At 67.1% G+C, this 22,328-nt stretch carries 23 protein-coding genes; 11 read left to right on the top strand and 12 right to left on the bottom strand.

Features of this window, described 5'->3' with window-relative positions; all coding sequences use genetic code 11:
• The first annotated feature begins 61 nt into the window (after positions 1 to 61).
• Positions 62 to 2,104 (top strand): EAL domain-containing response regulator, encoded by a 2,043-nt coding sequence (locus UUA_RS03945; RefSeq protein ID WP_008434454.1) that lies wholly within the window; start codon positions 62 to 64, stop codon positions 2,102 to 2,104.
• Positions 2,105 to 2,202: 98 nt separating this feature from the next.
• On the opposite strand, the gene rplS is transcribed toward UUA_RS03945, so the two are convergent.
• The 5 genes from rplS to ffh form a co-directional block, all read right to left on the bottom strand.
• Positions 2,203 to 2,595, bottom strand: coding sequence for a 50S ribosomal protein L19 (rplS, locus tag UUA_RS03940; protein ID WP_008434452.1), 393 nt, complete (start codon positions 2,593 to 2,595; stop codon positions 2,203 to 2,205).
• Between the two features lie 45 nt (positions 2,596 to 2,640).
• On the bottom strand, positions 2,641 to 3,414 hold the full coding sequence (gene trmD, locus UUA_RS03935) for a tRNA (guanosine(37)-N1)-methyltransferase TrmD (RefSeq protein WP_008434450.1): 774 nt from the start codon (positions 3,412 to 3,414) through the stop codon (positions 2,641 to 2,643).
• Between the two features lie 33 nt (positions 3,415 to 3,447).
• Positions 3,448 to 3,963, bottom strand: a complete 516-nt coding sequence (gene rimM / locus UUA_RS03930; RefSeq protein WP_008434449.1) for a ribosome maturation factor RimM — start codon at positions 3,961 to 3,963, stop codon at positions 3,448 to 3,450.
• A gap of 2 nt (positions 3,964 to 3,965) precedes the next feature.
• Complete coding sequence (rpsP, locus tag UUA_RS03925) at positions 3,966 to 4,220, bottom strand: 30S ribosomal protein S16 (RefSeq protein ID WP_007510510.1); 255 nt, start codon at positions 4,218 to 4,220, stop codon at positions 3,966 to 3,968.
• 209 nt (positions 4,221 to 4,429) lie between these two features.
• Positions 4,430 to 5,809 carry a signal recognition particle protein gene (gene ffh, locus UUA_RS03920; protein ID WP_008434444.1) on the bottom strand — a complete coding sequence of 460 codons (1,380 nt, stop codon included), beginning with the start codon at positions 5,807 to 5,809 and terminating at the stop codon, positions 4,430 to 4,432.
• A 96-nt stretch (positions 5,810 to 5,905) separates the two neighbouring features.
• Here ffh and UUA_RS03915 point away from each other — a divergent pair, with 96 nt between their 5' ends.
• Positions 5,906 to 6,703 (top strand): cytochrome C assembly family protein, encoded by a 798-nt coding sequence (locus UUA_RS03915; protein ID WP_008434443.1) that lies wholly within the window; start codon positions 5,906 to 5,908, stop codon positions 6,701 to 6,703.
• An 8-nt stretch (positions 6,704 to 6,711) separates the two neighbouring features.
• Here the strand turns inward: UUA_RS03915 and radA are convergent, their stop codons facing one another.
• The 6 genes from radA to UUA_RS03885 all read right to left on the bottom strand — a co-directional run bounded on the left by radA (position 6,712) and on the right by UUA_RS03885 (position 11,798).
• Positions 6,712 to 8,097 (bottom strand): DNA repair protein RadA, encoded by a 1,386-nt coding sequence (radA, locus tag UUA_RS03910; RefSeq protein ID WP_008434442.1) that lies wholly within the window; start codon positions 8,095 to 8,097, stop codon positions 6,712 to 6,714.
• Positions 8,098 to 8,213: 116 nt separating this feature from the next.
• Positions 8,214 to 9,608 carry a replicative DNA helicase gene (locus UUA_RS03905; protein ID WP_008434440.1) on the bottom strand — a complete coding sequence of 465 codons (1,395 nt, stop codon included), beginning with the start codon at positions 9,606 to 9,608 and terminating at the stop codon, positions 8,214 to 8,216.
• A 314-nt stretch (positions 9,609 to 9,922) separates the two neighbouring features.
• The gene (gene rplI, locus UUA_RS03900) at positions 9,923 to 10,372 is read right to left on the bottom strand and encodes a 50S ribosomal protein L9 (RefSeq protein ID WP_008434438.1); all 450 of its coding nucleotides are present in this window, start codon (positions 10,370 to 10,372) and stop codon (positions 9,923 to 9,925) included.
• Positions 10,373 to 10,520: 148 nt separating this feature from the next.
• On the bottom strand, positions 10,521 to 10,751 hold the full coding sequence (rpsR, locus tag UUA_RS03895) for a 30S ribosomal protein S18 (RefSeq protein WP_008434437.1): 231 nt from the start codon (positions 10,749 to 10,751) through the stop codon (positions 10,521 to 10,523).
• 14 nt (positions 10,752 to 10,765) lie between these two features.
• The gene (gene rpsF, locus UUA_RS03890) at positions 10,766 to 11,188 is read right to left on the bottom strand and encodes a 30S ribosomal protein S6 (protein WP_008434436.1); all 423 of its coding nucleotides are present in this window, start codon (positions 11,186 to 11,188) and stop codon (positions 10,766 to 10,768) included.
• A gap of 283 nt (positions 11,189 to 11,471) precedes the next feature.
• Positions 11,472 to 11,798, bottom strand: coding sequence for a HesB/IscA family protein (locus UUA_RS03885; protein ID WP_008434434.1), 327 nt, complete (start codon positions 11,796 to 11,798; stop codon positions 11,472 to 11,474).
• Between the two features lie 151 nt (positions 11,799 to 11,949).
• Between UUA_RS03885 and asnS the strand changes: the two genes are divergently transcribed.
• The 7 genes from asnS (at position 11,950) to UUA_RS03850 (ending at position 18,009) form a co-directional block, all read left to right on the top strand.
• Positions 11,950 to 13,350, top strand: coding sequence for an asparagine--tRNA ligase (asnS, locus tag UUA_RS03880; protein ID WP_008434432.1), 1,401 nt, complete (start codon positions 11,950 to 11,952; stop codon positions 13,348 to 13,350).
• A 14-nt stretch (positions 13,351 to 13,364) separates the two neighbouring features.
• A complete protein-coding gene (locus tag UUA_RS03875) occupies positions 13,365 to 14,192 on the top strand; it encodes a MalM family protein (protein ID WP_008434431.1) in 828 nt (275 codons plus the stop codon).
• Complete coding sequence (locus tag UUA_RS03870) at positions 14,189 to 14,503, top strand: hypothetical protein (RefSeq protein ID WP_008434429.1); 315 nt, start codon at positions 14,189 to 14,191, stop codon at positions 14,501 to 14,503. The genes UUA_RS03875 and UUA_RS03870 overlap by 4 nt, the downstream gene beginning before the upstream one ends.
• 15 nt (positions 14,504 to 14,518) lie before the next feature.
• Positions 14,519 to 15,310 (top strand): SDR family NAD(P)-dependent oxidoreductase, encoded by a 792-nt coding sequence (locus UUA_RS03865; RefSeq protein WP_008434427.1) that lies wholly within the window; start codon positions 14,519 to 14,521, stop codon positions 15,308 to 15,310.
• 87 nt (positions 15,311 to 15,397) lie between these two features.
• Positions 15,398 to 16,885, top strand: a complete 1,488-nt coding sequence (locus UUA_RS03860) for an aldehyde dehydrogenase (RefSeq protein ID WP_008434425.1) — start codon at positions 15,398 to 15,400, stop codon at positions 16,883 to 16,885.
• Between the two features lie 30 nt (positions 16,886 to 16,915).
• A complete protein-coding gene (gene can, locus UUA_RS03855; protein ID WP_008434424.1) occupies positions 16,916 to 17,581 on the top strand; it encodes a carbonate dehydratase in 666 nt (221 codons plus the stop codon).
• Positions 17,578 to 18,009, top strand: coding sequence for a RidA family protein (locus UUA_RS03850; RefSeq protein ID WP_008434422.1), 432 nt, complete (start codon positions 17,578 to 17,580; stop codon positions 18,007 to 18,009). Before can ends, UUA_RS03850 begins: the two co-directional genes overlap by 4 nt.
• Positions 18,010 to 18,543: 534 nt before the next feature.
• Here the strand turns inward: UUA_RS03850 and hutG are convergent.
• Complete coding sequence (hutG, locus tag UUA_RS03845) at positions 18,544 to 19,326, bottom strand: N-formylglutamate deformylase (RefSeq protein WP_008434421.1); 783 nt, start codon at positions 19,324 to 19,326, stop codon at positions 18,544 to 18,546.
• Between the two features lie 111 nt (positions 19,327 to 19,437).
• On the opposite strand from hutG, the gene UUA_RS03840 reads away from it, so the two are divergent.
• Positions 19,438 to 20,787 (top strand): hypothetical protein, encoded by a 1,350-nt coding sequence (locus UUA_RS03840; protein WP_008434420.1) that lies wholly within the window; start codon positions 19,438 to 19,440, stop codon positions 20,785 to 20,787.
• A gap of 87 nt (positions 20,788 to 20,874) precedes the next feature.
• Positions 20,875 to 22,320 (top strand): hypothetical protein, encoded by a 1,446-nt coding sequence (locus UUA_RS03835; RefSeq protein ID WP_039953506.1) that lies wholly within the window; start codon positions 20,875 to 20,877, stop codon positions 22,318 to 22,320.
• Positions 22,321 to 22,328 lie beyond the last annotated feature (8 nt).

Below are 22,328 nucleotides of genomic sequence, written 5' to 3'. Positions count from 1 at the left end.
CGGCCGGGTGCGCCGACCGCTCCACATCGCCCGCGATGGTCAACGGACAGCATCACGCCCCATGAAAAAAGATTTCGTCATCAAGATCCTCTTCGTCGAAAGCTCGCTGGAGGAGGCCGAGCAGATCATCAGCCTGCTGCGCAACACCGGGATTGCCGTGCGGCCGGCCCGCGCCACCAACGTGGAACAGATGCAGGCCGCGGTGAACGAGCTGGAACCGGACGTGGTGATGTTCGACCCGGCGATTACCAGCATCAGCTTGGAGGAGGTGGTCAAGGTGCTCGATGCCTACGGCCGCGACTATTCGCTGCTGGGCCTGGTCAACACGATCGACAACCAGGTGGTGGCGGACCTGTTCGCCGGCGGCGCCCGCAGCGTGGCTTCGCGCACCCAGCCGAAGCAGCTGATCGCGGTGCTGCAGCGCGAGTTCGACTCGCTGCAGACACGCCGCCAGGTACGCCGCCTGGAAACCGCCCTGCGCGAATCGGAGCGGCGCTGCGACGCGCTGCTCGACTCCTCCACCGACGCAATCGCCTACGTGCACGAGGGCATGCACGTGCGGGCCAACCATGCCTACCTGGAAACCTTCGGCTACGACAGCTTCGACGACCTGCTCGGGCTGCCGGTGCTGGACATGATCGATGCGACCCACGCCGACGAATTCAAGGCGCTGCTGCGCGGCCACGCGCGGCAGGAGAAGACGCCCTCCCAGCTCACCCTGCACGCGCGCCGCGCCGATGGCAGCCAGTTCGACGCCACGGTGGAGTTCGCGCCGGCCACGTTCGAGGGCGAACCCTGCCTGCAGATCGTGTTCCGCCGGCAGCTGGTCGACCAGGCTGTGCTGGAGCAACTGCAGCGTGACCCGGTCACCGGCCTGTTCCACCGTGCCCGCATGCTGGAATCCATCGACGACGCGGTGACTGCCGCGGCGAAGGGCAAGAAGGGTCAGTCGCTGCTGCTGATCGAGCCGGACAACTGGAGCTCGCTGGTGGGCGGTATCGGCCTGGGCAAGGCCGACGAGCTGCTGGCCGGCTTCGCCGACCGCATCCGCATGCTGCTCGGCGCCGACGATATCGCCGGCATGCTGGCCGAACACACGCTGGGCGTGGTGCTCGACTCGCGCCCGGACGAGGCGATCAAGGAATGGATCGCCAAGCTGCAGCACAGCATCAGCAGCGAGATCTTCGATGCCGGCTCGCGCTCGATCACGGTCACCGCCAGCATCGGCGGCAGTTTGCTGGGCGAGAAGAATGCGAACACCGAGCTGCTGCTCAACCAGGCCAACCAGGCCCTGCGCACCGCGCAAAGCCTCGGCGGCAGCCAGACGGAGCTGCACGACCCGGCCGCGCGCGAAAAGGCCGACGAGGAACGCGAGCGCTACTGGCTGGAACTGCTGCGCAAGGCGTTGACCGGGGAAGGCCTGGTGCTCTACCACCAGCAGACCATCAGCCTGCAGGACGCCGAGGGCGACTACTCGGAGATCCTGCTGCGCATGAACGGCCCGCAGGGCGAGGTATTGCCCGGCTTCTTCATGCCGATCGCCGAAAAGCACGGCCTCACCGGCGCGATCGACCGCTGGGTGCTCGACCAGGCCATCAAGGCACTGCAGGAGCGCGAGGGCCAGGGCCAGCAGACCACGTTCTTCGTCAAGCTCACCGCCGCCTCGCTGCAGGACGACACGCTGCTGCCGTGGCTGGGCGATCGGCTCAAGCAGGCCGGATTGAAGCGCGGGCAGCTGGTGCTCGAGATGACCGAAAGCAAGGTGATGACCCTGCTGCGCCCGGCGCAGGAGTTCGTCAACGGCTGGAAGAAGCTGGGCGGCCGCTTCGCGCTGGAGCAGTTCGGCTCGGGCCTCAACTCGTTCCAGCTGCTCAACCACATCGACGCGGACTACCTGAAGATCGACCGCAGCTACATGGCCGACCTGCCGCAGCACCCGGAGAACCAGAAGAAGGTGAGCGAGCTCTGCCAGCAGGCACGCGAGCTGAAGCGCCTGACCATCGCCGAGTGGGTCGAGGACGCCACCAGCACCTCGCTGCTGTTCTCGTGCGGCGTGGATTTCGTGCAGGGCAACTTCCTGCAGCAGCCGCAGCGGCTGGAGTGACGGCCTGCGGCGAAGCAGGCCGCCAGCCGGCCCGGGAGCACGAAAAAACCCGCGGATCGCTCCGCGGGTTTTTCATGCCGCAGCGATCGCCGGGCGAATTACTCGGCAGCAGCAGCCTTCGCGCTGGCCTTGGCGGCGGCAGCGGCGGCGACGTCTTCCTTGATGCGGGCGGCCTTGCCTTCCAGACCACGCAGGTAGTACAGCTTGGCGCCGCGCACCTTGCCCCGGCGCTTCACCGTCACCGAGTCGATGGCTGGGCTGTGCGCCTGGAACACGCGCTCCACGCCGGTGCCGTGCGAGATCTTGCGCACCGTGAAGGCCGAATGCAGGCCGCGGCTGCGCCGGGCGATGACGATGCCTTCGAACGCCTGCACGCGCTCGCGGTTGCCTTCCTTCACCTTGACGTTGACCACCACGGTGTCGCCGGGGCTGAATTCCGGCAGCTGGCGGGTGATCTGCTCGGATTCGAACTGTTCAATGATCTTGTTCATGGCGCACCTGTCGGTTCACGTTTGCGATATCAATGGCTGCGACCGTCAACCGGTCGCATCGTCTTGCCGTGTCGGCCTTCGCGAGGCGTGTTCACGGCGGAATTCATCCAGCAGGGCCCGGGATGGCGCATCCAGCCCCCGCTGGGACAACAAGTCGGGCCGCCGCAACCAGGTCCGTCCCAGCGACTGCTTCAGGCGCCAGCGGGCAATCGCCGCATGGTCGCCGGACAGCAGCACCTCCGGCACGGAACCCAGCGCATCGTGCACCGGTTTCGCATAGTGCGGACAATCCAGCAGGCCATCCGAGAATGAATCCTGCTCGGCCGACTGCGCGTCGTTCAACGCGCCGTCCTGCAAGCGACCCACCGCGTCGATGACCACCGCGGCGGCCAACTCGCCGCCGGACAGCACATAATCGCCGATGGAGAGCTCCTCGTCGACCTCGTGCGCCAGCAGACGCTCGTCCACACCTTCGTAACGCCCGCAGAGCAAGGCGATGCGCGGCAGCCTCGCCAGCGCTTCCACCCTGCCCTGCGTCAGCCGCGTTCCCTGCGGACTGAGATAAACCAGATGCACCGGCTCCGCTGCCGCCGCGCGCATGGCCGCCAGGGTCGTGCGCAACGGTTCGATCATCATCACCATCCCGGGACCGCCGCCATACGAGCTGCTGTCCACACTGCGGTGCCTGTCGGTGGCGTAGTCGCGCGGGTTCCAGGTTTCCACCTGCAGCAGCTCGCGCTGCTGCGCGCGTCCCACCACACCGACGGCGGCGCACTGGCGCATGAAGTCGGGAAACAGGCTGACGACATCGATGCGCATGATCCTCGACCTTTCAGCCCGCGAACGGCGACCTCAGAATTCGGGATCCCAGTCCACCACCATGCGCCCTGCGGACAGATCCACCGAACGCACATACGAACCCTGGACGAAGGGAACCAGCCGCTCGCGCTCGCCGTCCCTCACCACCACCACGTCGTTGGCGCCGGTGGCGAACAGGTGACTGACCCGCCCCAGCTTCACGCCTTCCGTAGTGACGACCTCAAGTCCCTCGAGATCGACCCAGTAATACTCGCCTTCCGCAGGAGGCGGCAGCTGCTCGCGGGCGACATGGATGTCGGTACCGACCAGCGCCGCTGCCTGCTCCCGGTCGTCCACGCCGGGCAGATGGGCCACCATGCCCTTGCCCTGCGCACGACCCTTCACTCCGCTGACCTGCGTCTCCGTACCGGGCGCTGCACCGAGCAGCCACGGCTGGTAGTCGAAGATCCGCATGCGCGGCTCGGCCCAGGATTCGATCTTGAGCCAGCCCTGCACGCCATACAGTCCGACGATGCGCCCGATCAGGACGCGCCGACCGGCTGCAGTCATACTCAGGCAGCCTGCTGCTTGCCGGCTTCCTTGACCAGGGCGGCGACCTTGTCGGTCAGCTGGGCGCCCTTGCCGACCCACTCCTGCACGCGCGCGACGTTCAGCTCAAGGCGCTTGTCCTTGCCCGCCGCGACCGGGTTGTAGAAGCCCACGTTCTCAATGTTGCGGCCGTCGCGCTTGTTGCGCTGATCGGTCACGACGACGTGGTAGAACGGACGGCCCTTGGCGCCACCGCGCGAAAGACGAATCTTGACCATGGTAGAACTCCAGAATTGCCGAATCAGCGGCAGGCGCACGAGAGTCGTGCGCGGGAAACGGGGTATTTTAGCGGATTTTCGGGAAAAGGGAAGGCTTTCGCGACATGACAGCCCCGCACTGCCGTCAGTCCCGCGAGGCGCTTTTCAACGGCCGAAGGGCCGGTCATGCGGGAATGACGCTCGACTTCGGGTGGGAGCCCTTCAGCGCATCAGCGCATTGGCGGCAGCCCACCCATGCCGCCCATACCCTTCATGGCGCCGCGCATCTGCCGCATCAGGCCCTTGCTGCCGCCCTTGGACAGCTTGGACATCATCTTTTCCATCTGCATGTACTGCTTCAGCAGGCGGTTGACGTCGGCCGGCTGGGTGCCCGAACCACGCGCCACGCGGGCGCGGCGCGAGCCGTTCAGCAGATCCGGATGGCGGCGCTCCTTCTTCGTCATCGAGCTGATGATCGCGATCATCCGCTTCATCTCGCCGTCGTTGACCTTGGACTTGACGCTGTCCGGCAGGCTGGACACGCCGGGCAGCTTGTCCATCAGGCCGGCCAGGCCGCCCATGTTGCCCATCTGCTCCAGCTGATCCTTCATGTCGTTCAGGTCGAAGCGCTTGCCCTTCATCACCTTCTGAGCCAGCTTCTGCGCCTTGTCCTGATCGACCTTGCGCTCGACTTCCTCGACCAGCGACAGCACGTCGCCCATGCCGAGGATGCGCTGGGCCAGGCGGTCGGGGTGGAACGGTTCCAGTGCGTCGCTCTTCTCGCCAGCACCGAGGAACTTGATCGGCTTGCCGGTGACGTAGCGCACCGACAGCGCCGCGCCGCCGCGGGCATCGCCGTCGGTCTTGGTGAGGATCACGCCGGTTAGCGGCAGCGCCTCGTTGAACGCCTTGGCGGTGTTGGCGGCATCCTGGCCGGTCATCGAGTCGACCACGAACAGGGTTTCGATCGGCGTGATCGCGGCGTGCAGCGCCTTGATCTCGGCCATCATCGCCTCGTCCACGTGCAGGCGGCCGGCGGTATCGACGATCAGCACGTCGACCACCTCGCGCCGCGCCGCGGCGATCGCGTCCTTCGCGATCTGCACCGGGTCCTGGCCCGCCGCGGACGGGAAGAACTTCACCCCGACCTGCTCGGCCAGCGTGCGCAACTGCTCGATCGCGGCCGGACGGTAGACGTCGCAGCTGACCACCATCACCTTTTTCTTCTTGCGCTCGGTCAGCAGGCGCGCCAGCTTGGCTACCGTGGTGGTCTTGCCCGCGCCCTGCAGGCCGGCCATCAGCACCACCGCGGGCGGCTGCTGGGCCAGGTTCAGTTCGGTATTGGCGGTGCCCATCACCACGGTCAGCTCGTCGCTGACCACCTTCACCAATGCCTGGCCCGGCGACAGGCTCTTGATCACGTCCTGGCCGACCGCGCGCACCTTAATCCGCTGGATCAGCGCCTGCACCACCGGCAGGGCTACGTCCGCCTCGAGCAGCGCGATGCGCACCTCGCGCAGGGCTTCGCGGATGTTCTCCTCAGTCAGCCGGCCGCGACCGCGCAGGCGATTGACGGTGGTGGAAAGGCGTTGGCTGAGCGACTCGAACATGACGGGACCGGCACACGGGAAAGCAGCCGATTATAGCGGACGGATCGCCCCGCTCCGCATGCATGCCGGCACGGCCCTGTGCGACACTGCGCGGTCATGGCCCTTCACGTTCTTGCCCTGCTCGCCATCGCGCTCTATCTCGCCGCCGCCGCCGGGCTGGCGCGCCCGCTGCTGGGCGGCGGGCAACCGCTGAACCGGCTGGCATTGGCGCTGGCCGGCAGCGCCGTGCTGATCCACGCCGGCATCCTGCTCGGCATGCATCGGGGCGCGCTGGACCTGCACTTCTTCGCGGCGCTGTCGCTGGTCGCGTTCGTCGTCTCGGCGTTGACCCTGCTGGTGAACGCCTCGCGCCCGGTCGCCGCGCTCGGCGTGATCGTGTTCCCGCTGACCGCCGTACTGCTCGCGCTGGACAGCTTCCTGGCGCCAGCCACCTTGCCGCAGCCGATGGACTGGCAGATCAAGCTGCATGTGACGGTGGCCCTGCTCGCGTTCGGCGTGTTGTCGATCGCCGCGGCGCTGGCGATCCTGCTGGCGCTGCAGGAGCGCGCCCTGCGCCATCGCCAGCTCGGCCGCTGGCTGCGCGCGCTGCCCCCGCTGACGCTGACCGAAACCCTGCTGTTCCGCCTGATCAGCGCCGGCTTCGTGCTGCTCACGCTGACCCTGCTGACCGGCGTGCTGTTCGTCGACAACCTGTTCGGCCAGCACCTGGCGCACAAGACCGTGCTGTCGATCGGCGCCTGGCTGGTGTTCGGCGTGCTGCTGTACGGCCGCTGGCGGCATGGCTGGCGCGGTACCCGCGCGGTCAACCTGACCTTGGTCGGCATGGCCGTGCTAGTGCTGGCGTTCTTCGGCAGCAAGGCGGTGCTGGAATTGATCCTGCATCGCGGCGTGTAGCCGGCGGTTCAGCGACAGGCGTCGATCGCCTCACCCAATCGCTCTACCCCGACCACTTCCATCTCGCCCACGCGCCCCTTCTTGGGCGCGTTCGCCTTCGGCACGATGGCGCGGCGGAAACCGTGGTGGGCGGCCTCCTTCAGGCGCTCCTCACCGTTCGGCACCGGGCGGATCTCGCCGGACAGGCCCACCTCGCCGAAGGCGATGGTGTGCTCCGGCAGCGGCCGGTCGCGCAAGCTGGACAGCACCGCCAGCAGCACCGGCAGGTCGGCGGCCGTCTCCTGCACGCGGATGCCGCCGACCACGTTGACGAACACGTCCTGGTCGTACGCTGCCACGCCGCCATGCCGGTGCAGCACCGCCAGCAGCATCGCCAGGCGGTTCTGCTCCAGGCCCAGGGTGACCCGCCGCGGGTTGCCCAGCGAGGACTGGTCGACCAGCGCCTGCACCTCCACCAGCAGCGGCCGGGTGCCTTCGCGGGTGACCATCACCGCGCTGCCCGAAGTCGGCCCCGCATGCGTGGACAGGAAGATCGCCGACGGATTCGGCACCTCGCGCAGGCCCTTGTCGCCCATCGCGAACACGCCCAGTTCGTTGACCGCGCCGAAGCGGTTCTTGAACGCGCGCAGCACGCGGAAACGCGAACCGGATTCGCCCTCGAAGTAGAGCACCGCGTCGACCATGTGCTCGAGCACGCGCGGGCCGGCGATGCCGCCCTCTTTCGTGACGTGGCCGACCAGGAACACCGAGGTGCCGGTCTCCTTGGCAAAGCGCGTGAGCTTGGCCGCCGACTCGCGCACCTGCGACACCGAACCCGGGGCGGCGGTGAGCAGTTCGGTCCAGATGGTCTGGATCGAGTCGATCACCAGTACCCGTGGCCGGCTCGCTGCCGCCTGTTCGAGGACCCGCTCGATGCAGGTCTCGGCCAGCGCCTGCAGCGGCTCCAGTGGCAAGCCGAGCCGCTGCGCGCGTGCGGCCACCTGCGCCAGCGACTCCTCGCCGGTGACGTAGACGCTGGGCAGCTGCCCGCCCAGCGTGCCCAGCATCTGCAGCAGCAGGGTCGACTTGCCAATGCCGGGATCGCCGCCGATCAGCACCACCGAGCCCTCGACCAGGCCGCCGCCGAGCACGCGGTCCAGCTCGCCGATGCCGGTCAGCGTGCGCGCCTCGGTAGTCAGCGCCACCGCGGTCAGCGGCGTGATGCGCGGCGCGCCGGCGGCGGCGCCAGCGTAGCTGGAACGCTGCGCGCCGACCGATGGCTTCGCCGCCGAGGCCGGCGCCAGCACGATCTCGCTGAGCGTGTTCCATGCGCCGCACTCAGCGCACGCGCCCTGCCACTTCGGATGCTCGGCGCCGCAATCGGTGCAGACATAGGCGGTCTTGGCTTTGGCCATGCGGGTTCCCGGCTGGATACGTGGAGGAAGCGAGCTTAGCCCGCGATCATCGCAGGCGGCGAGACGCCTCGGCGCAGGAAGTTGTCAGCCTTCGCCGCCAGCGTAGCTTCCGGCGATCAGTCGAACGACCCCACGAACGAATCCGACGCATAGTTGACGAACTGGGTGTAGTGGCCGAGGAAGGTCAGCTTGCAGGTGTCGGTGGGCCCGTTGCGCTGCTTGCCGATGATGATCTCGGCGACGCCCTTGTCGGGCGATTCCTTGTTGTAGTACTCGTCGCGGTAGATGAACATGATCACGTCGGCGTCCTGCTCGATCGCGCCGGATTCGCGCAGGTCGGACATCATCGGGCGCTTGTCGGCGCGCTGCTCCAGCGAGCGGTTCAGCTGCGACAGGGCGATCACCGGCACGTTCAGCTCCTTGGCCAGCCCCTTCAGCGAACGCGAGATTTCCGAAATCTCGGTGGCGCGGTTTTCCTTGTTGCCGGGCACCTGCATCAGCTGCAGGTAGTCGATCACGATCAGGCCCAGCCCGCCATGTTCGCGGTGCAGCCGGCGTGCGCGCGAACGCAGTTCCACCGGCGACAGACTGGGCGTGTCATCGATGAAGATCTTGGCGTCGGACAGCAGCGCGATGGCGTTGGAGACACGCGGCCAGTCCTCTTCTTCGAGAGTGCCGTTGCGCAGGTGCTGCTGGTGGATGCGACCGACCGAGGAGATCAGGCGGAACGCCAGCTGCGAGGAGGACATCTCCATCGAGAACACCACCACCGCCTTCTTGCCGCCCAGCGCGGCAGCCTCGGCGATGTTCAGCGCAAACGCGGTCTTGCCCATCGACGGGCGCGCCGCCACGATGATCAGGTCCGACGGCTGCAAGCCGGAAGTGAGCGCATCCAGGTCAGTGAAACCGGTGCTGACACCGGTGAGCTGGCCGCGGTTCTCGTAGCGCTCGGTGAGCAGGCGGAACGCATCCTTCACCGCCTCGCGCATCGAGACGGAGTCCTTCTTGCCGCGCGCACCGGATTCGGCGATGTGGAACACGCGCTGCTCGGCGCTTTCCAGCACCTCGTGCACGCTCTTGCCCTCGGGCCGGTAGCCGTCCTCGGTGATCGAGGTGCCGGCGTCGATCAGCTGGCGCAGCACCGATTTCTCGCGCACGATCTCGGCGTAGGCGGTGATGTTGGCCGCGCTGGGCGTGCTGTTGGCCAGCTCGATCAGGTAGCCGGCGCCGCCGACCATCTCGGCCAGGCCGTTGCTCTCGAACCAGTCGCCCAGGGTCACCGCGTCGCACGGCATGCCCTTGTTCGCCAGCTCGTTGATCGCCCGCCAGATCAGCCGGTGGTCCTTGCGGTAGAAATCGTCCTCGCCGAGGCGGTCGGCCACCTTGTCCAGTGCATCCGGCGCCAGCATCAGACCGCCCAGCACCGCCTGCTCGGCATCGATGGAATGCGGCGGCACCCGCAACGCCTCGATGGCAGGCGACGAAGGTTTGCGTTCGGGCACGAAGGACATCGACTTACCTCTGGGAATGGCCCCACGAGCGGTGCGCAATGCGCCGACAGGTCGCGGGTAGCCCCACGGACACCATGATGCGCGGCGGCGTCGCAACCGTCGAGACAGCAAGTCTGTGGATAAGCTGTGGGTTGGTGGGTATAAAGCCGCGGAGCCGGGAATAGGGAATAGGGAATAGGGAATAGGGATAGAGAACGAGGCAGCGCAGCCTTTGCTTTATTTATTCCCTATTCTCCACTCCCTATTCCCTGCCCCCAAAAACAAACAGGCGCCTCGCGGCGCCCGTTCGTCCCATCGCACGGATGGCGTACGGCTTACTTGTCGCCGACCACGATCACCTTGACGGTGGTCTGCACGTCGGCGTGCAGGTTCACCACCACGTCGTACTCGCCAACGTTGCGCAGTGGGCCCTCGCCCAGGATCACTTCGTTCTTGTGGACTTCGTGGCCCGCGGCGACCAGCGCCTCGGCGATGTCACGCGGGCCGACCGAGCCGAACAGCTTGCCTTCGGCACTGGAATGCGCGGCGATGGTCACCGCGACCTCAACCAGCTTGGCCTTGCGCGACTCGGCAGTGGCCAGCATGGTGTTGGCCTTCGCCTCGTATTCGGCACGACGCTGTTCGAACGCGGCCAGGTTGGCGGCATTGACGCGCACGGCCTTGCCCTGCGGCAGCAGGTAGTTGCGGCCGTAACCCGGCTTCACCACGACCTTGTCGCCGAGGTTGCCCAGGTTGCGGACTTTCTGCAGAAGAATGAGTTCCATGATGCTTTCCTGTTCGTTAGCGCCGGTGTGGCCCGACGCAGCCAGAGGACGGTTGTCCGAATTGAGAGAACCGGGAATAGGGAACTGGGAATAGTAGAGCGGCGCTACGAGGCAACCGATTCCCTATTCCCTATTCCCCACGACGTCATCAGACGTCGTGGTTGTCGGTGTACGGCAGCAGCGAGAGGAAGCGCGCGCGCTTGATCGCGGTGGCCAACTGACGCTGGTAGCGCGCCTTGGTGCCGGTGATGCGGCTCGGCACGATCTTGCCGTTCTCGGTGACGTACTGACGCAGGGTGTTGAGATCCTTGTAGTCGATCTCCTTCACGTTTTCGGCAGTGAAGCGGCAGAACTTGCGGCGGCGGAAAAACTTGGACATGGGTGTGCTCCTGATCAGTCGTCGCTGTCGCGATCGTTGTCGCGGTCACGACCGCGGCCCTCGCCGTCACCCTCGTCGTCGCGGCGACGGGTGGACTTGGCGTCGTCCTTTTCCTTCGACTTCAGGATGAAGGACGGCTCGGTGTCGGCCTCGTCGCGACGGATCACCAGGTGGCGCAACACGGCGTCGTTGAAGCGGAAACCCGACTCCAGCTCGTTCAGCGCATGCTGGCTCACTTCGATGTTGAGCAGCACGTAGTGCGCCTTGGCCAGGTTGACGATCGGGTAGGCCAGCTGGCGGCGGCCCCAGTCTTCCAGGCGGTGGATCTTGCCGCCGTCGGTCTCGATCAGCGCCTTGTAGCGCTCGAGCATCGCGGGGACCTGTTCGCTCTGGTCCGGATGGACCATGAACACGACTTCGTAATGACGCAGGGTCATCGTGGTTTGACTCCTTGTGGATGCGGCCTGGGCGGCCTTGCAGCCTCCCGCCGGTGCGGTGAGGCAAGTGTCCTGCCGGCGCCGGTTGGGGCGCAGACAGAAGCGGAATTCTACGTGGAACGCGGAATGCCGCGCAAGTGGCTGAATCTGAAGAGGGCCCCATGGATGGCCCCCTTCCGGCTCATGCGTCCACGGAAGATCGCACGGGGCTTGAAAGGTGCGGCCATGGATGGCCGCTTTTTGACCTTCTCGCTCAGGGATGAGCGCGCAAGTACCACCCCGTTCAACCCACCGTGAAACTCTCGCCGCAACCGCATTCGCCGGTGGCGTTGGGGTTGTGGAACACGAAGCTGGCGTTGAGGCCCTGCCGCTGGAAGTCGATCACTGTGCCCTCCACCAGCGCCAGGCTCTTGTCGTCGACGATCAACGGCAGCCCGTCCACCTCGACCAGCCGGTCGCTCGCGCCGACCGCGTCGGCCAGGTCCACCACGTAGGCGAAGCCGGAGCAGCCGCTGCGCCGGACGCCGAAGCGCACGCCGGCTGCCGTCGGCGTGCCGGCCAGGAAATGACGCATGCGTTCGTTGGCGGCGGGGGTGATGGTGATGCTCATGACGATGGATCGACCTCGGCAGATGGCCCGGAAAGTCGCAGCGCGGGCGACAGCTACATTATCATGCCGGCCTGGCCTTGCGGCTTCGCCGCGCGCGCCGTTCATCATCATTGCGCGCCGGCAGGTGCCGCACCAGCAGGAGTTTCAAGCGATGGCCGTGGTCAGTGTGAAGCAGGCTCTTTCCGGCAGGCTCGATGCCGGCAGCACGGTGACCGTGCGCGGCTGGGTGCGCACCCGCCGCGACTCCAAGGCCGGCCTGTCCTTCGTCAACGTCACCGACGGCTCCTGCTTCGACCCGATCCAGGCGGTGGTGCCGGCCACCCTGGCCAACTACGAGTCCGAGGTGAAGCACCTCACCGCCGGCGCCGGCGTGATCGTCTCCGGCACCCTGGTGCGGTCGCAGGGCAAGGGCCAGGCGTTCGAGCTGCAGGCCGACAGCGTGCAGGTCACCGGCTTCGTCGACGATCCGGAAACCTACCCGATCCAGCCCAAGCAGCACACCATGGAATTCCTGCGCGAGGTGGCCCACCTGCGTCCGCGCACCAACCTGTTCGGCGCGGTGACCCGCGTGCGCCACACCATGATGACGGCGATCCATCGCCACCTCACCGAACAGGGCTTCTTCTGGATCAACACGCCGATCATCACCACCTCCGATGCCGAGGGCGCCGGCGACATGTTCCGCCTGTCCACGCTGGACCTGGCCAACCTGCCGCGCGACGAGCACGGCAAGATCGACTTCCGCAAGGATTTCTTCGGCCGCGAGGCGTTCCTCACCGTGTCCGGCCAGCTCAACGTCGAGGCGTACGCGCTGGCGATGAGCAAGGTCTACACCTTCGGCCCCACCTTCCGCGCCGAGAACTCCAACACGCCGCGCCACCTGGCCGAGTTCTGGATGGTCGAACCGGAAATCGCGTTTGCCGACCTCGCTGCCGATGCCGATTGCGCCGAGGCGTTCCTCAAGGCGATCTTCAAGGCCGTACTGGACGAGCGCCCGGACGACATGAAGTTCTTCGCCGAGCGCGTGCAGCCGGATGCGATCACTAGGATGGAGGCGTTCATCGCCAAGCCGTTCGAACGCATCGACTACACCGATGCGATCGAGATCCTGAAGAAATCCGGCGAGAAGTTCGAGTACCCGGTGGCCTGGGGTATCGACCTGCAGACCGAACACGAGCGCTACCTCGCCGAGAAACATATCGGCCGCCCGGTGGTCGTAATGAACTACCCCGAGGCGATCAAGGCGTTCTACATGCGTCTGAACGATGACGAGAAGACCGTCGCGGCGATGGACGTGCTGGCACCGGGCATCGGCGAGATCATCGGCGGCAGCCAGCGCGAGGAGCGGCTGGACTACCTCGACCGCCGCATGGTCCAGTTCGGTCTCGACCCCGCGGCCTACGGCTGGTACCGCGACCTGCGCCGCTACGGCACGGTGCCGCATGCCGGCTTCGGCCTCGGCTTCGAGCGTCTGCTGGTCTATATCTGCGGGCTGTCCAACATCCGCGATGCCATCCCCTACCCCCGAGCCGCCGGGACCGCCGAATTCTGAGCACACCCCTGCCCATGCCGATCCGACTCCCCGCCACCGCCGCCGTACTGGCCCTCGCCGTCCTGCTGGGCGGCTGCCACAACGCCAAGGTCCTGCTGCCGCCGAACCTGCGCCCGCCGTCGGAGAACACCGGCGATGCACTGAAGCTGGCCCAGCTGCAGCTGATGCAGGCCAGCCCATGCTGCAGCAACTTCGCCGACTTCTCCTATCGGAGCATGCTGCCGTGGCAGCCGCAGAAGTTCGTGCTGGGCAGCGGCAGCATGGTGGCGAACCTCAACGGCACGCAGAGCTACTTCCTCGCCTTCCGCCTGCCCACCGAGGCGAAACTGCCATACCGGGTCGCCATGAAGGCGGAATTGAACGGGCGCTGGCTGCATGCCAGCTATCTGTTCGCGCCGACCGTGGTACTGCTGGACGAGGGGTTCCAGCCGATCCGCTCCGAGGACATCGGGCTGTGCGAGCACATGGGCTGGAGCGACGAAACCAGCGGCGCCTTCGGCAGCCTGAGCATCGACAGCGCAAGGGCACGCTACCTGCTGGTCTACAGCTCGGCCGAGCAGCAGTCGGGCAAGACCTACTGGGAACAGTCGCCGACATCGTTCTCCAGTTCCAGCGCCGCCTCGCTGCAAATGAACTCCACCGGCAGCTTCAGCATCCCGCACGGACCGGACGGCACCCTGTGGGTCGGCATGATGAACAAGACCTACGAGAAGGCGCTCGACAACGCGATCTGCAAGAAGGCCGCGAAGGGGGAAGGCGTGCTCAACACCCTGCGCACCGCGCTGCCGCTGCCGTGGAGCAACGGCAGCGGCGGCAAGAACGGCCATAGTCCTTCGCCATGATCGTCCTCTATCTCGCCCTGCTGGCGAGCGGTGTCGGCCTGTTCGTATTGTCGTACGTGGCGCCGTTCCGTGCCGCGACGCTGCTGCGCACGCGCTATCCGCAACACTGGCAGGTCATTGCCACGGCTGCGCAGGGCCGATTCTCCGGGTTCCGTGTCTGGGCCAACATGCAGCAGGTACTGCGCTCGCCGGCCCTGCCTGCACTGGGCGACGCCGCGATCAACCGCTGGCGCCTGGTGTGGCGCTACAGCCAATGGCTGGGCTGGCTATGCTGGCTCGCTGCGTTGGCCATGCGGCTATGGGTGCACTGAAAGGAGCCGACGGGCATGCAACTGGATCTAGGTGGACGTCACGCACTGGTCTGCGGCGCCTCGCAGGGCATTGGTCGCGCCAGCGCGATCGAGCTGGCCGAACTCGGCGCCAGTGTCACCCTGCTGGCGCGCTCGGGCGACCGGCTCAAGACCGCCGCCGAGAGCCTGCCGCAGACGCGCGCCGGGCAGCGGCACGACTGGCGCAGCGTCGACATGCTGGACACGGCCGGCCTGCAGGCCACCGCCACCGACATCGCTGCCCGCGCCCCGGTGCACATCCTGATCAACAACAGCGGCGGTCCTCCAGGCGGCCCGGCACATGGCGCGGAACCGGCGGCCTTCGAGACCGCGTTCCGCCAGCACCTGCTGGCCGGCCAGGTGCTGCTGCAGGCGCTGCTGCCCGGCATGCGCGCGAGCAGCTACGGCCGCATCGTCAACGTGATCTCCACCTCGGTAAAGGAACCGATCGCCGGGCTGGGCGTGTCCAACACCGTGCGCGCCGCCGTCGCCGGCTGGGCCAAGACCCTCTCCGCCGAACTGGCGGCCGACGGCATCACCGTCAACAACGTGCTGCCCGGCTACACCCGCACCCAGCGTCTGGACAGCCTGCTCGCCGCGCAGGCCGCTGCCAGCGGATGCGACGAGGACGCGATCGCCCAGGGCATGCTGGCCTCGGTGCCGGCCCGCCGTTTCGGTGAAGCCGGCGAAGTGGCCGCGGTGATCGCCTTCCTGTGCACGCCCGCCGCCGCCTACGTCAATGGCGTCAGCATCGCGGTGGACGGCGGCCGCACCCGCGCGTTGAGCTGAGCGGGCGTCTGCTGCCGACCTATTTCCCGCTCGCGCATACGCCGGCGTCCGGTGCAATTGCGGCACGCTGGTTCTAAGCTTGTCGCGATGCCCACCCCGCGCCTAGCCAATCTGATCGATGGTCGCCTGCGGGCACCCCGCGTCGATGCCTGGCTCGATGTGCACGATCCGGCGACCGGCCAGGTCTTCATGCACTGCCCCAATTCGTCGACGGCGGATGTCGCCGCAGCAGTGGACGCCGCCCGCCGCGCTGCGCCGGGATGGGCCAGCACGCCGATCGAACAGCGCGCGCACTGCCTGAACCGGCTGGCCGATCTGATCGAGGCGCGGCTAGAGGAATTCGCCGCACTGGAATCGCGCGACAGCGGCAAGCCACTGAACCTCGCGCGGCGGCTCGACATCCCGCGCGCGGTCAGCAACCTGCGCTACTTCGCCGCCGCGATCGTCGGCTGGGGCAGCGAATCACACTCGATGGAAGCCGGCTCCGGCGGCATTGGCGCGATCAACTACACCTTGCGCCAGCCGCTCGGCGTGGTCGGCTGCATCAGCCCGTGGAACCTGCCGCTATACCTGTTCACCTGGAAGATCGCCCCCGCGCTGGCTGCCGGCAACACCGTGGTGGCCAAGCCGTCGGAAGTGACCCCATGCACCGCCGCGCTGCTCGGCGAGCTGAGCATCGAGGCCGGCTTTCCGCCCGGCGTGCTCAACATCGTGCAGGGCCGCGGGCCCGCCGTGGGCCAGGCGATCGTCGAGCATCCCGAGGTCAAGGCGGTCTCCTTCACCGGCAGCACTGCCACCGGCGCGCGGATCGCCGCCATCGCGGCGACGCAGTTCAAGAAGGTGTCGCTGGAGATGGGCGGCAAGAACCCGGCGATCGTGTTCGCCGATGCCGAGCTGTCCGACGCCAACCTCGACACCATCGTACGTTCGGGTTTCGCCAACCAGGGCGAGATCTGCCTGTGCGGCTCGCGCTTGCTGGTGCAGCGCTCGATCTACGAGGCGTTCCGCGAACGCTACCTGGCGCGTGTGCAGGCGCTTCGCGTGGGCGACCCGGATGACGCCGCCAGCGATCTCGGCGCGATGGTTTCGCAAGCGCACTACGACAAGGTGCTCGGCTGCATCGAGCGGGCCCGCGCCGAGGGCGGGCGCGTGCTGTGCGGCGGCGGCGCGATCACCCTGCCCGGCCGCTGCGCCGGCGGCTGGTTCATCGCGCCAACCGTGATCGAAGGCTTGCCGTCCGCGGCGCAGACCAACCAGCAGGAAATCTTCGGCCCGATGGTCAGCCTGATTCCGTTCGAGGACGAGGACGAGGCGCTGGCGATCGCCAACGACAGCCGCTACGGGCTGGCCGCCTCGCTGTGGACGCGCGATCTCGCGCGCGCGCACCGGCTGGCCGCCCGACTCGAGTTCGGCATCGTCTGGATCAACTGCTGGCTGCTGCGCGACCTGCGCACGCCGTTCGGCGGAGTCAAGCAATCCGGGCTCGGCCGCGAGGGAGGCAACGAAGCGCTGCACTTTTTCACCGAACCGAAGAACATCTGCCTTGCCTACGAGGCGACCCCGCCGCAGCGCTAGAACGCGCAGGCGCGAACCGATGGAGTCCTGATGAATTCACTGAAAGACCTGCTTGCCAACAACCGCCGCTGGGCTGCCCAAGTCACCGCGCAGGACCCGACCTTTTTCGAACAGCTCTCGCAGCAGCAGGCACCGCGCTACCTGTGGATCGGCTGCTCCGACTCGCGCGTGCCGGCCACCCAGATCGTCGACCTGCCGCCGGGCGAGATCTTCGTGCACCGCAACGTCGCCAACGTGGTGGTGCACACCGACCTCAACGCGCTCAGCACCATCCAGTTCGCGGTCGACGTGCTGCAGGTGAAGCACATCCTGGTGGTGGGCCACTACGGCTGCGGCGGCGTCGGCGCGGTGCTGAAGGAAAGCCGCCTGGGCCTGATCGACAACTGGCTCAGGCACATCACCGACATCGCGATGAAGCACGCCGACAAACTCGATCCGGCACAGTCGTTCGCGATACGTCATGCCCGCCTGTGCGAACTGAACGCGCTGGAGCAGGCGCTCAATGTGTGCCACACCACGGTGGTGCGCGAGGCGTGGGAGCGCGGCCAGCAGCTGGCAGTGCACGCATGGATCTATGGGCTGGACGATGGCCACATCCATGACCTGGGCCTGGACGTGCGCAGCCGCGAGCAATTGCCCGAGGCCTACCACCAGGCGATAACCCAGCTCACCCGTCGCTGGGAAGGCGCAGCGTGAGCAGCGGCAGCATCCGCACCGACGCCGCCCCCGCGCCGGTCGGCGCCTATCCGCACGCACGGCGCGTCGGCAACCTGCTGTTCCTCTCCGGCGTCGGCCCGCGCCAGCCCGGGAGCAACGCGATCCCCGGCAACGTGCACGACGCGGATGGTCGGCTGACCGACTACGACATCGAGGCGCAGTGTCGGCAGGTGTTCGCCAACGTGCGCGCCGTGCTGGAGGCCAGCGGCGCGCGCTGGGAGGACCTGCTCGATGTCACCGTGTTCCTCACCGACATGCAGCGCGACTTCGCCGCCTACAACCGCCTCTATGCGGAACACTTCGCCGGTGTCGATGCCTGCCGCACCACGGTGGGTATCGCCGCGCTGCCCACGCCGATCGCGATCGAGCTGAAATGCATCGCCGTCCTGCCGGCGCCACCGCGCTGATTACCCTGGAGCGGCGCGCGGACAAGCCGCGCGCATGAAAAGCCCCGCCGGCCTGCGCCGGCGGGGCTTTGATCCACTACGGCACCATCAGCCCGCCGTCGGCGCCACCGGAGCCGCGCCTGCTTTGGCCGCCTTGTGGCTCTTGTGGTGATGGGACTTGTGGTGTGACTTGTGGTGCACGGCCACCTTCGGCGCCGTGTCCGCCGCTGCAGCGGGAGCCGCCGCCGGGGCTGCCTGAGCCGCCGGAGCAGCCGCCTGCGGGGCGGCGGCAGCCTGGGCGAACACGGAACCGGAAAGTACAACGCCTGCCACGACTAGGGCAGCGGTCAGAAGTTTACGCATCATGATGTCGAGCCTCGGACGTTGAAGGAATCGCGGACCCGGCCGGAACCCGGCACCTCGGGCGGCGCGACGAAACCGACGATGCGACGGCCATGGCGTACGAGCGCTGAATGAGCACCGCGACTGCCCGCGCAACAGGCGCGCGGCGGGTTGACTTTCACCACAGCCGATCGCGGCCGCAATTACTTGCGCTCAAGTCAGGCAGAGCTGCAGCAGGCAGCCGATCAGCTCCTGCACCGCCGGCGCTTTCGCTTCGTCGTAGGCGAAGCTCTGCTCGTCCATGTAATTGAGCTGGGCCAGCTCCAGTTGCACCGCCTGCACGCCGTTCGCCGGCATGCCGTAGTGGCGCGTGATGTAGCCGCCCTTGAAGCGGCCGTTGACGGCGAAATCGAAGCGCGACTGCGACGCCAGGCAGGCCTGCAGCCGGGCCTGCAGGGGGGGAGTGCAACTCGCTCCGCCCGCCGTGCCGAGATTGAAATCCGGCAGCCGCCCGTCGAACAGCATGGGTACCCGGCTGCGGATCGAATGCCCTTCCCACAGCACCACCCGGCCATGCTCGGCGCGCAGCCGTGCAAGTTCCTGCGCAATCGCCTGGTGGTAGGGCCGCCAGCCGTCATTCACGCGCCGTTGAATTTCGGCGTCATCGGGCTCCTCGCCCTCCAGATACAACGGTTCACCATCGAAACCGAGCAGCGGAATCAAGCCGGTCTCGCGCTGGCCCGGATACAGCGCGTGGCCATCGGCGGGGCGATTCAGGTCGACCACGTAGCGCGATGCCACCGGCTTCAGCACGCTGGCGCCAAGCGCCTGCGCCAGCGGCTCGTACAGGCGGCCGACATGCCAGTCGGTGTCCGGGGCATGCCGGGCCGCCGGATGCATCCGTGCCGCGATATCGTCGGGGATGAAACTGCCATCGTGCGGCAGGCTGATCAGCAGCGGCGCATGGCCGCGCTGCAGAGTGAAGGTGGTAGTCATCGCGGCATTGTACCCAGTCCACCACTGCGTCCCTGCGCCTGGTCGGGAAGCGCTTGCCTGCGGGAGCATACGCAGGCACGCTAGCTCCGAATCGTCCACGGGGGGTCGAAGATGCCGGCCAGGGTACTGTTCCGATTGCTTCCCGTCGCGCTCTGCCTGAGCGCGTCACTGATCCTGCCGGCGCGGGCGCAGAGCTTCAGCCCTGCGGCGGTCGAGATGTTCCACGGGCTGAGGCAGCAGCCCAACGACCTGGCCCGTTACGTTTACCTGATCAAGACGGCACAGGAACTTCCCGCCACCGACCGACCGCTCGCGATGCAGATGTTCGCCTCGGTCGAAAACGAACTAGGCCTCTACAACGAGGCATTGCGCGACTTCCCGCTGAAGAGCCACGTGGCGGTGGACACCGCCATCCCCACGGCGGCACGGTGGAAGGCCGCCGATGCCGCCGACGTCATCGTCAGGCAGGCCGCCGACCGCCGCGTCGTCCTGATCAACGAGGCACACCACGACGCCCATACCCGGCAGCTCACGCTGGCCCTGCTGCCTCGCCTGCGTGCACTCGGCTTCGACCATTTCGCGGCCGAGGCATTGCTCGACAAGGACGCCAGCCTGATGAGCCGCGGCTATCCGACCGCGAACAGCGGCAGCGACTACCTGCACGAACCCTCGTATGGCGAAATCGTGCGTACGGCGATCAGGCTGGGCTTCAAGGTCGTGTCCTACGACGTGGACAGCCGCAGCACGCAGGAACGCGAAACCGGGCAGGCCAAAAACCTGTACCGAAAAGTGTTCGCCAGGAACCCCGACGCCAGACTGTTCGTCCATGCCGGCTACGCACACATCGACAAGGCCAAGGGGCGCCTGGGCAGCACCGCACCGATGGCGATGCAACTGCAACAGCTGACCGGCATCGAACCGCTGTCGATCGACCAGACCCAGTTCCGCGAGCAGATTCCCCGCGAAGCGGACGCCTACACGGCGCTGGTCGGGAACTTCCCTTCCAAGGGCCCCTTCGTCCTGCTCGACCGCAGCACCGGCAAGCCGTGGAGCGCACATCCGGAGCAATACGACATCAACGTGCTGCTGCCACCCGCCGCCGGCCAGCGCGCCGTCGAGAGCGGTTACACCCAGCCTTCGACCATCGTGCACGACATGGTCCGCAACCAGCCCATGCTGGCGCACTTCGTCAACACGCAACGGCCGGAGTGGCTCACCCTGCACGACGAACGCCACCCGTACACCATCAGCACCACCCTATGCCGGGTCACCACGCCCTGTGTCGTCGACGCGCACTACGTCGATGAAGACAATGACGCCATCGCTGCCGATCGCTACGCTTTCATGCAGGGCGACACGACAAGCAAGCTGTATCTGCGACCTGGCCGTTATCGACTGCGCGCCTGGGATATTCGCGGCAAGACCCTGGCCGAGCAGGTCATCACGATCAACGAGCGCTAGGCCATCGGAAAAGCCGATGGCGTTGCCTGGCGTGGCCTCGTGGGAACCCGGTCCAGACCCGCATAACGCATTGCCGGGGGAAAGCTCATGCATCAACGCCCGTCTGCCGCCACATGGATCCTGCTGACGCTTGCCATGGCTTGCAGCGGCGCTCACGCCGCGCAAAAGGGAGCGCCCTCGAACCTGTTCGATGAACTGCGGCCGTTGACCGGCGAACTGGCCCGGTACCAATACCTCATCGCGGCAACGCCGCAGTTGACCGGCAACGACCGGTTGCTTGCCCAGCAGATGCTGGCCTTCAGCGAAAACGAACTGGGGCTTTACAGCGAGGCGGTTCGCGATTTCCCGCTGCGCAACGAGCTGCCGAAAGGATTGACCGCCCCGCCAGCCGATCGCTGGCAGGCGGTGGACGGGGTCGATGCCATCGCCGCACTGGCCCGCAACCGGCGTCTGGTGATGGTGAACGAGGCCCATCATGACGGGCATACCCGCGAGCTGACCCTGCTGCTGCTGCCACGCCTGCGTGCGGAAGGCTACACGCACTTCGCCGCCGAAGCCCTCGACGGCCGGGACGTTTCACTCGTGAAGCGCGGCTACCCGATAGCCAGCAGCGGCAGCGAATACCTCCACGAGCCGTTGTACGGCGACATCGTGCGCGAAGCCATCCGGCTGGGCTACGTCATCGTTCCCCATGAAGCGGCCGATGCCACGCCGCAGGGCCGCGAGGACGGCCAGGCCAGAAACCTGTACGAGCAGGTCTTCGCCCACCACCCCGAGGCGAAGCTCTTCGTGCACGCCGGTTACGCCCACATCGACAAGCAGCGCGGCCGGATCGGCTCGACCAGGCCGATGGCGATGCAATTGAGCAAGCTCAGCGGCCTCGAGCCCCTGTCGGTCGACCAGACCGACGTCCGCGAGCAGAACCCCAGAAGCGAAGCCTTGGCGTACCACACGTTCAGGCACGCCTTGCGGAAATTCGAGACGCTCACGCAAGCGGCCCGGCAACCACTCGACTCGAACGACCCCGGCGATCTGCCGGCACGTCCGGCGGCCGACATCTATGCCCGCATCGTCGCCACGTTCCACCCCAGCGAACCGATCGCGCTGCTGCGGATCGACGACCACACGCCATGGAGCGCCAGGCCCGGGGTATACGACCTCAACATCATCCTTCCGCCGGCCAACCCGGCGCCTTCCGACTACACGCAAGGCCCTCTCTGGCTGTCGATCGACGGCAAGCAGCAAGCCGTGCTGCCGCCCGCCAACCGCGGTCACCGGCCCCCCTGGCTCTCGCTCGGCGGTTTGCGCGTCGCCGTGCCCGTCGACAGCGAGGCCTGCGCAAAGAAATTTCCGTGCCTGGTCGAGGCCCACTACGCCAGCGAGTCCGCCGACGCCGTCGCCGCGGATCGCTACCTCTTCCTGCGCGATGCAAGGAACGTGCTTTATCTGCGCCCTGGTGCCTACCGATTGCGCAGCGTGGGTGCCGATGGGCAGACCTTGAACGAGCGCGCCATCGTGGTCACGAGGCCCTGATGCGCCCC

The sequence above is a fragment of the Rhodanobacter thiooxydans LCS2 genome (genome assembly GCF_000264375.1).
Taxonomy (GTDB): Bacteria; Pseudomonadota; Gammaproteobacteria; order Xanthomonadales; family Rhodanobacteraceae; genus Rhodanobacter; species Rhodanobacter thiooxydans.
This window is presented reverse-complemented; position numbering and strand designations above follow the sequence as displayed.

Bases quoted from the DNA above. Each gene is read 5' to 3' on its own strand.
- UUA_RS03945 (WP_008434454.1), top strand. From the start codon at position 62: ATGAAAAAAGATTTCGTCATCAAGATCCTCTTCGTCGAAAGCTCGCTG.
- rplS (WP_008434452.1), bottom strand. From the start codon at position 2,595: ATGAACAAGATCATTGAACAGTTCGAATCCGAGCAGATCACCCGCCAG.
- trmD (WP_008434450.1), bottom strand. From the start codon at position 3,414: ATGCGCATCGATGTCGTCAGCCTGTTTCCCGACTTCATGCGCCAGTGC.
- rimM (WP_008434449.1), bottom strand. From the start codon at position 3,963: ATGACTGCAGCCGGTCGGCGCGTCCTGATCGGGCGCATCGTCGGACTG.
- rpsP (WP_007510510.1), bottom strand. From the start codon at position 4,220: ATGGTCAAGATTCGTCTTTCGCGCGGTGGCGCCAAGGGCCGTCCGTTC.
- ffh (WP_008434444.1), bottom strand. From the start codon at position 5,809: ATGTTCGAGTCGCTCAGCCAACGCCTTTCCACCACCGTCAATCGCCTG.
- UUA_RS03915 (WP_008434443.1), top strand. From the start codon at position 5,906: ATGGCCCTTCACGTTCTTGCCCTGCTCGCCATCGCGCTCTATCTCGCC.
- radA (WP_008434442.1), bottom strand. From the start codon at position 8,097: ATGGCCAAAGCCAAGACCGCCTATGTCTGCACCGATTGCGGCGCCGAG.
- UUA_RS03905 (WP_008434440.1), bottom strand. From the start codon at position 9,608: ATGTCCTTCGTGCCCGAACGCAAACCTTCGTCGCCTGCCATCGAGGCG.
- rplI (WP_008434438.1), bottom strand. From the start codon at position 10,372: ATGGAACTCATTCTTCTGCAGAAAGTCCGCAACCTGGGCAACCTCGGC.
- rpsR (WP_008434437.1), bottom strand. From the start codon at position 10,751: ATGTCCAAGTTTTTCCGCCGCCGCAAGTTCTGCCGCTTCACTGCCGAA.
- rpsF (WP_008434436.1), bottom strand. From the start codon at position 11,188: ATGACCCTGCGTCATTACGAAGTCGTGTTCATGGTCCATCCGGACCAG.
- UUA_RS03885 (WP_008434434.1), bottom strand. From the start codon at position 11,798: ATGAGCATCACCATCACCCCCGCCGCCAACGAACGCATGCGTCATTTC.
- asnS (WP_008434432.1), top strand. From the start codon at position 11,950: ATGGCCGTGGTCAGTGTGAAGCAGGCTCTTTCCGGCAGGCTCGATGCC.
- UUA_RS03875 (WP_008434431.1), top strand. From the start codon at position 13,365: ATGCCGATCCGACTCCCCGCCACCGCCGCCGTACTGGCCCTCGCCGTC.
- UUA_RS03870 (WP_008434429.1), top strand. From the start codon at position 14,189: ATGATCGTCCTCTATCTCGCCCTGCTGGCGAGCGGTGTCGGCCTGTTC.
- UUA_RS03865 (WP_008434427.1), top strand. From the start codon at position 14,519: ATGCAACTGGATCTAGGTGGACGTCACGCACTGGTCTGCGGCGCCTCG.
- UUA_RS03860 (WP_008434425.1), top strand. From the start codon at position 15,398: ATGCCCACCCCGCGCCTAGCCAATCTGATCGATGGTCGCCTGCGGGCA.
- can (WP_008434424.1), top strand. From the start codon at position 16,916: ATGAATTCACTGAAAGACCTGCTTGCCAACAACCGCCGCTGGGCTGCC.
- hutG (WP_008434421.1), bottom strand. From the start codon at position 19,326: ATGACTACCACCTTCACTCTGCAGCGCGGCCATGCGCCGCTGCTGATC.
- UUA_RS03840 (WP_008434420.1), top strand. From the start codon at position 19,438: ATGCCGGCCAGGGTACTGTTCCGATTGCTTCCCGTCGCGCTCTGCCTG.
- UUA_RS03835 (WP_039953506.1), top strand. From the start codon at position 20,875: ATGCATCAACGCCCGTCTGCCGCCACATGGATCCTGCTGACGCTTGCC.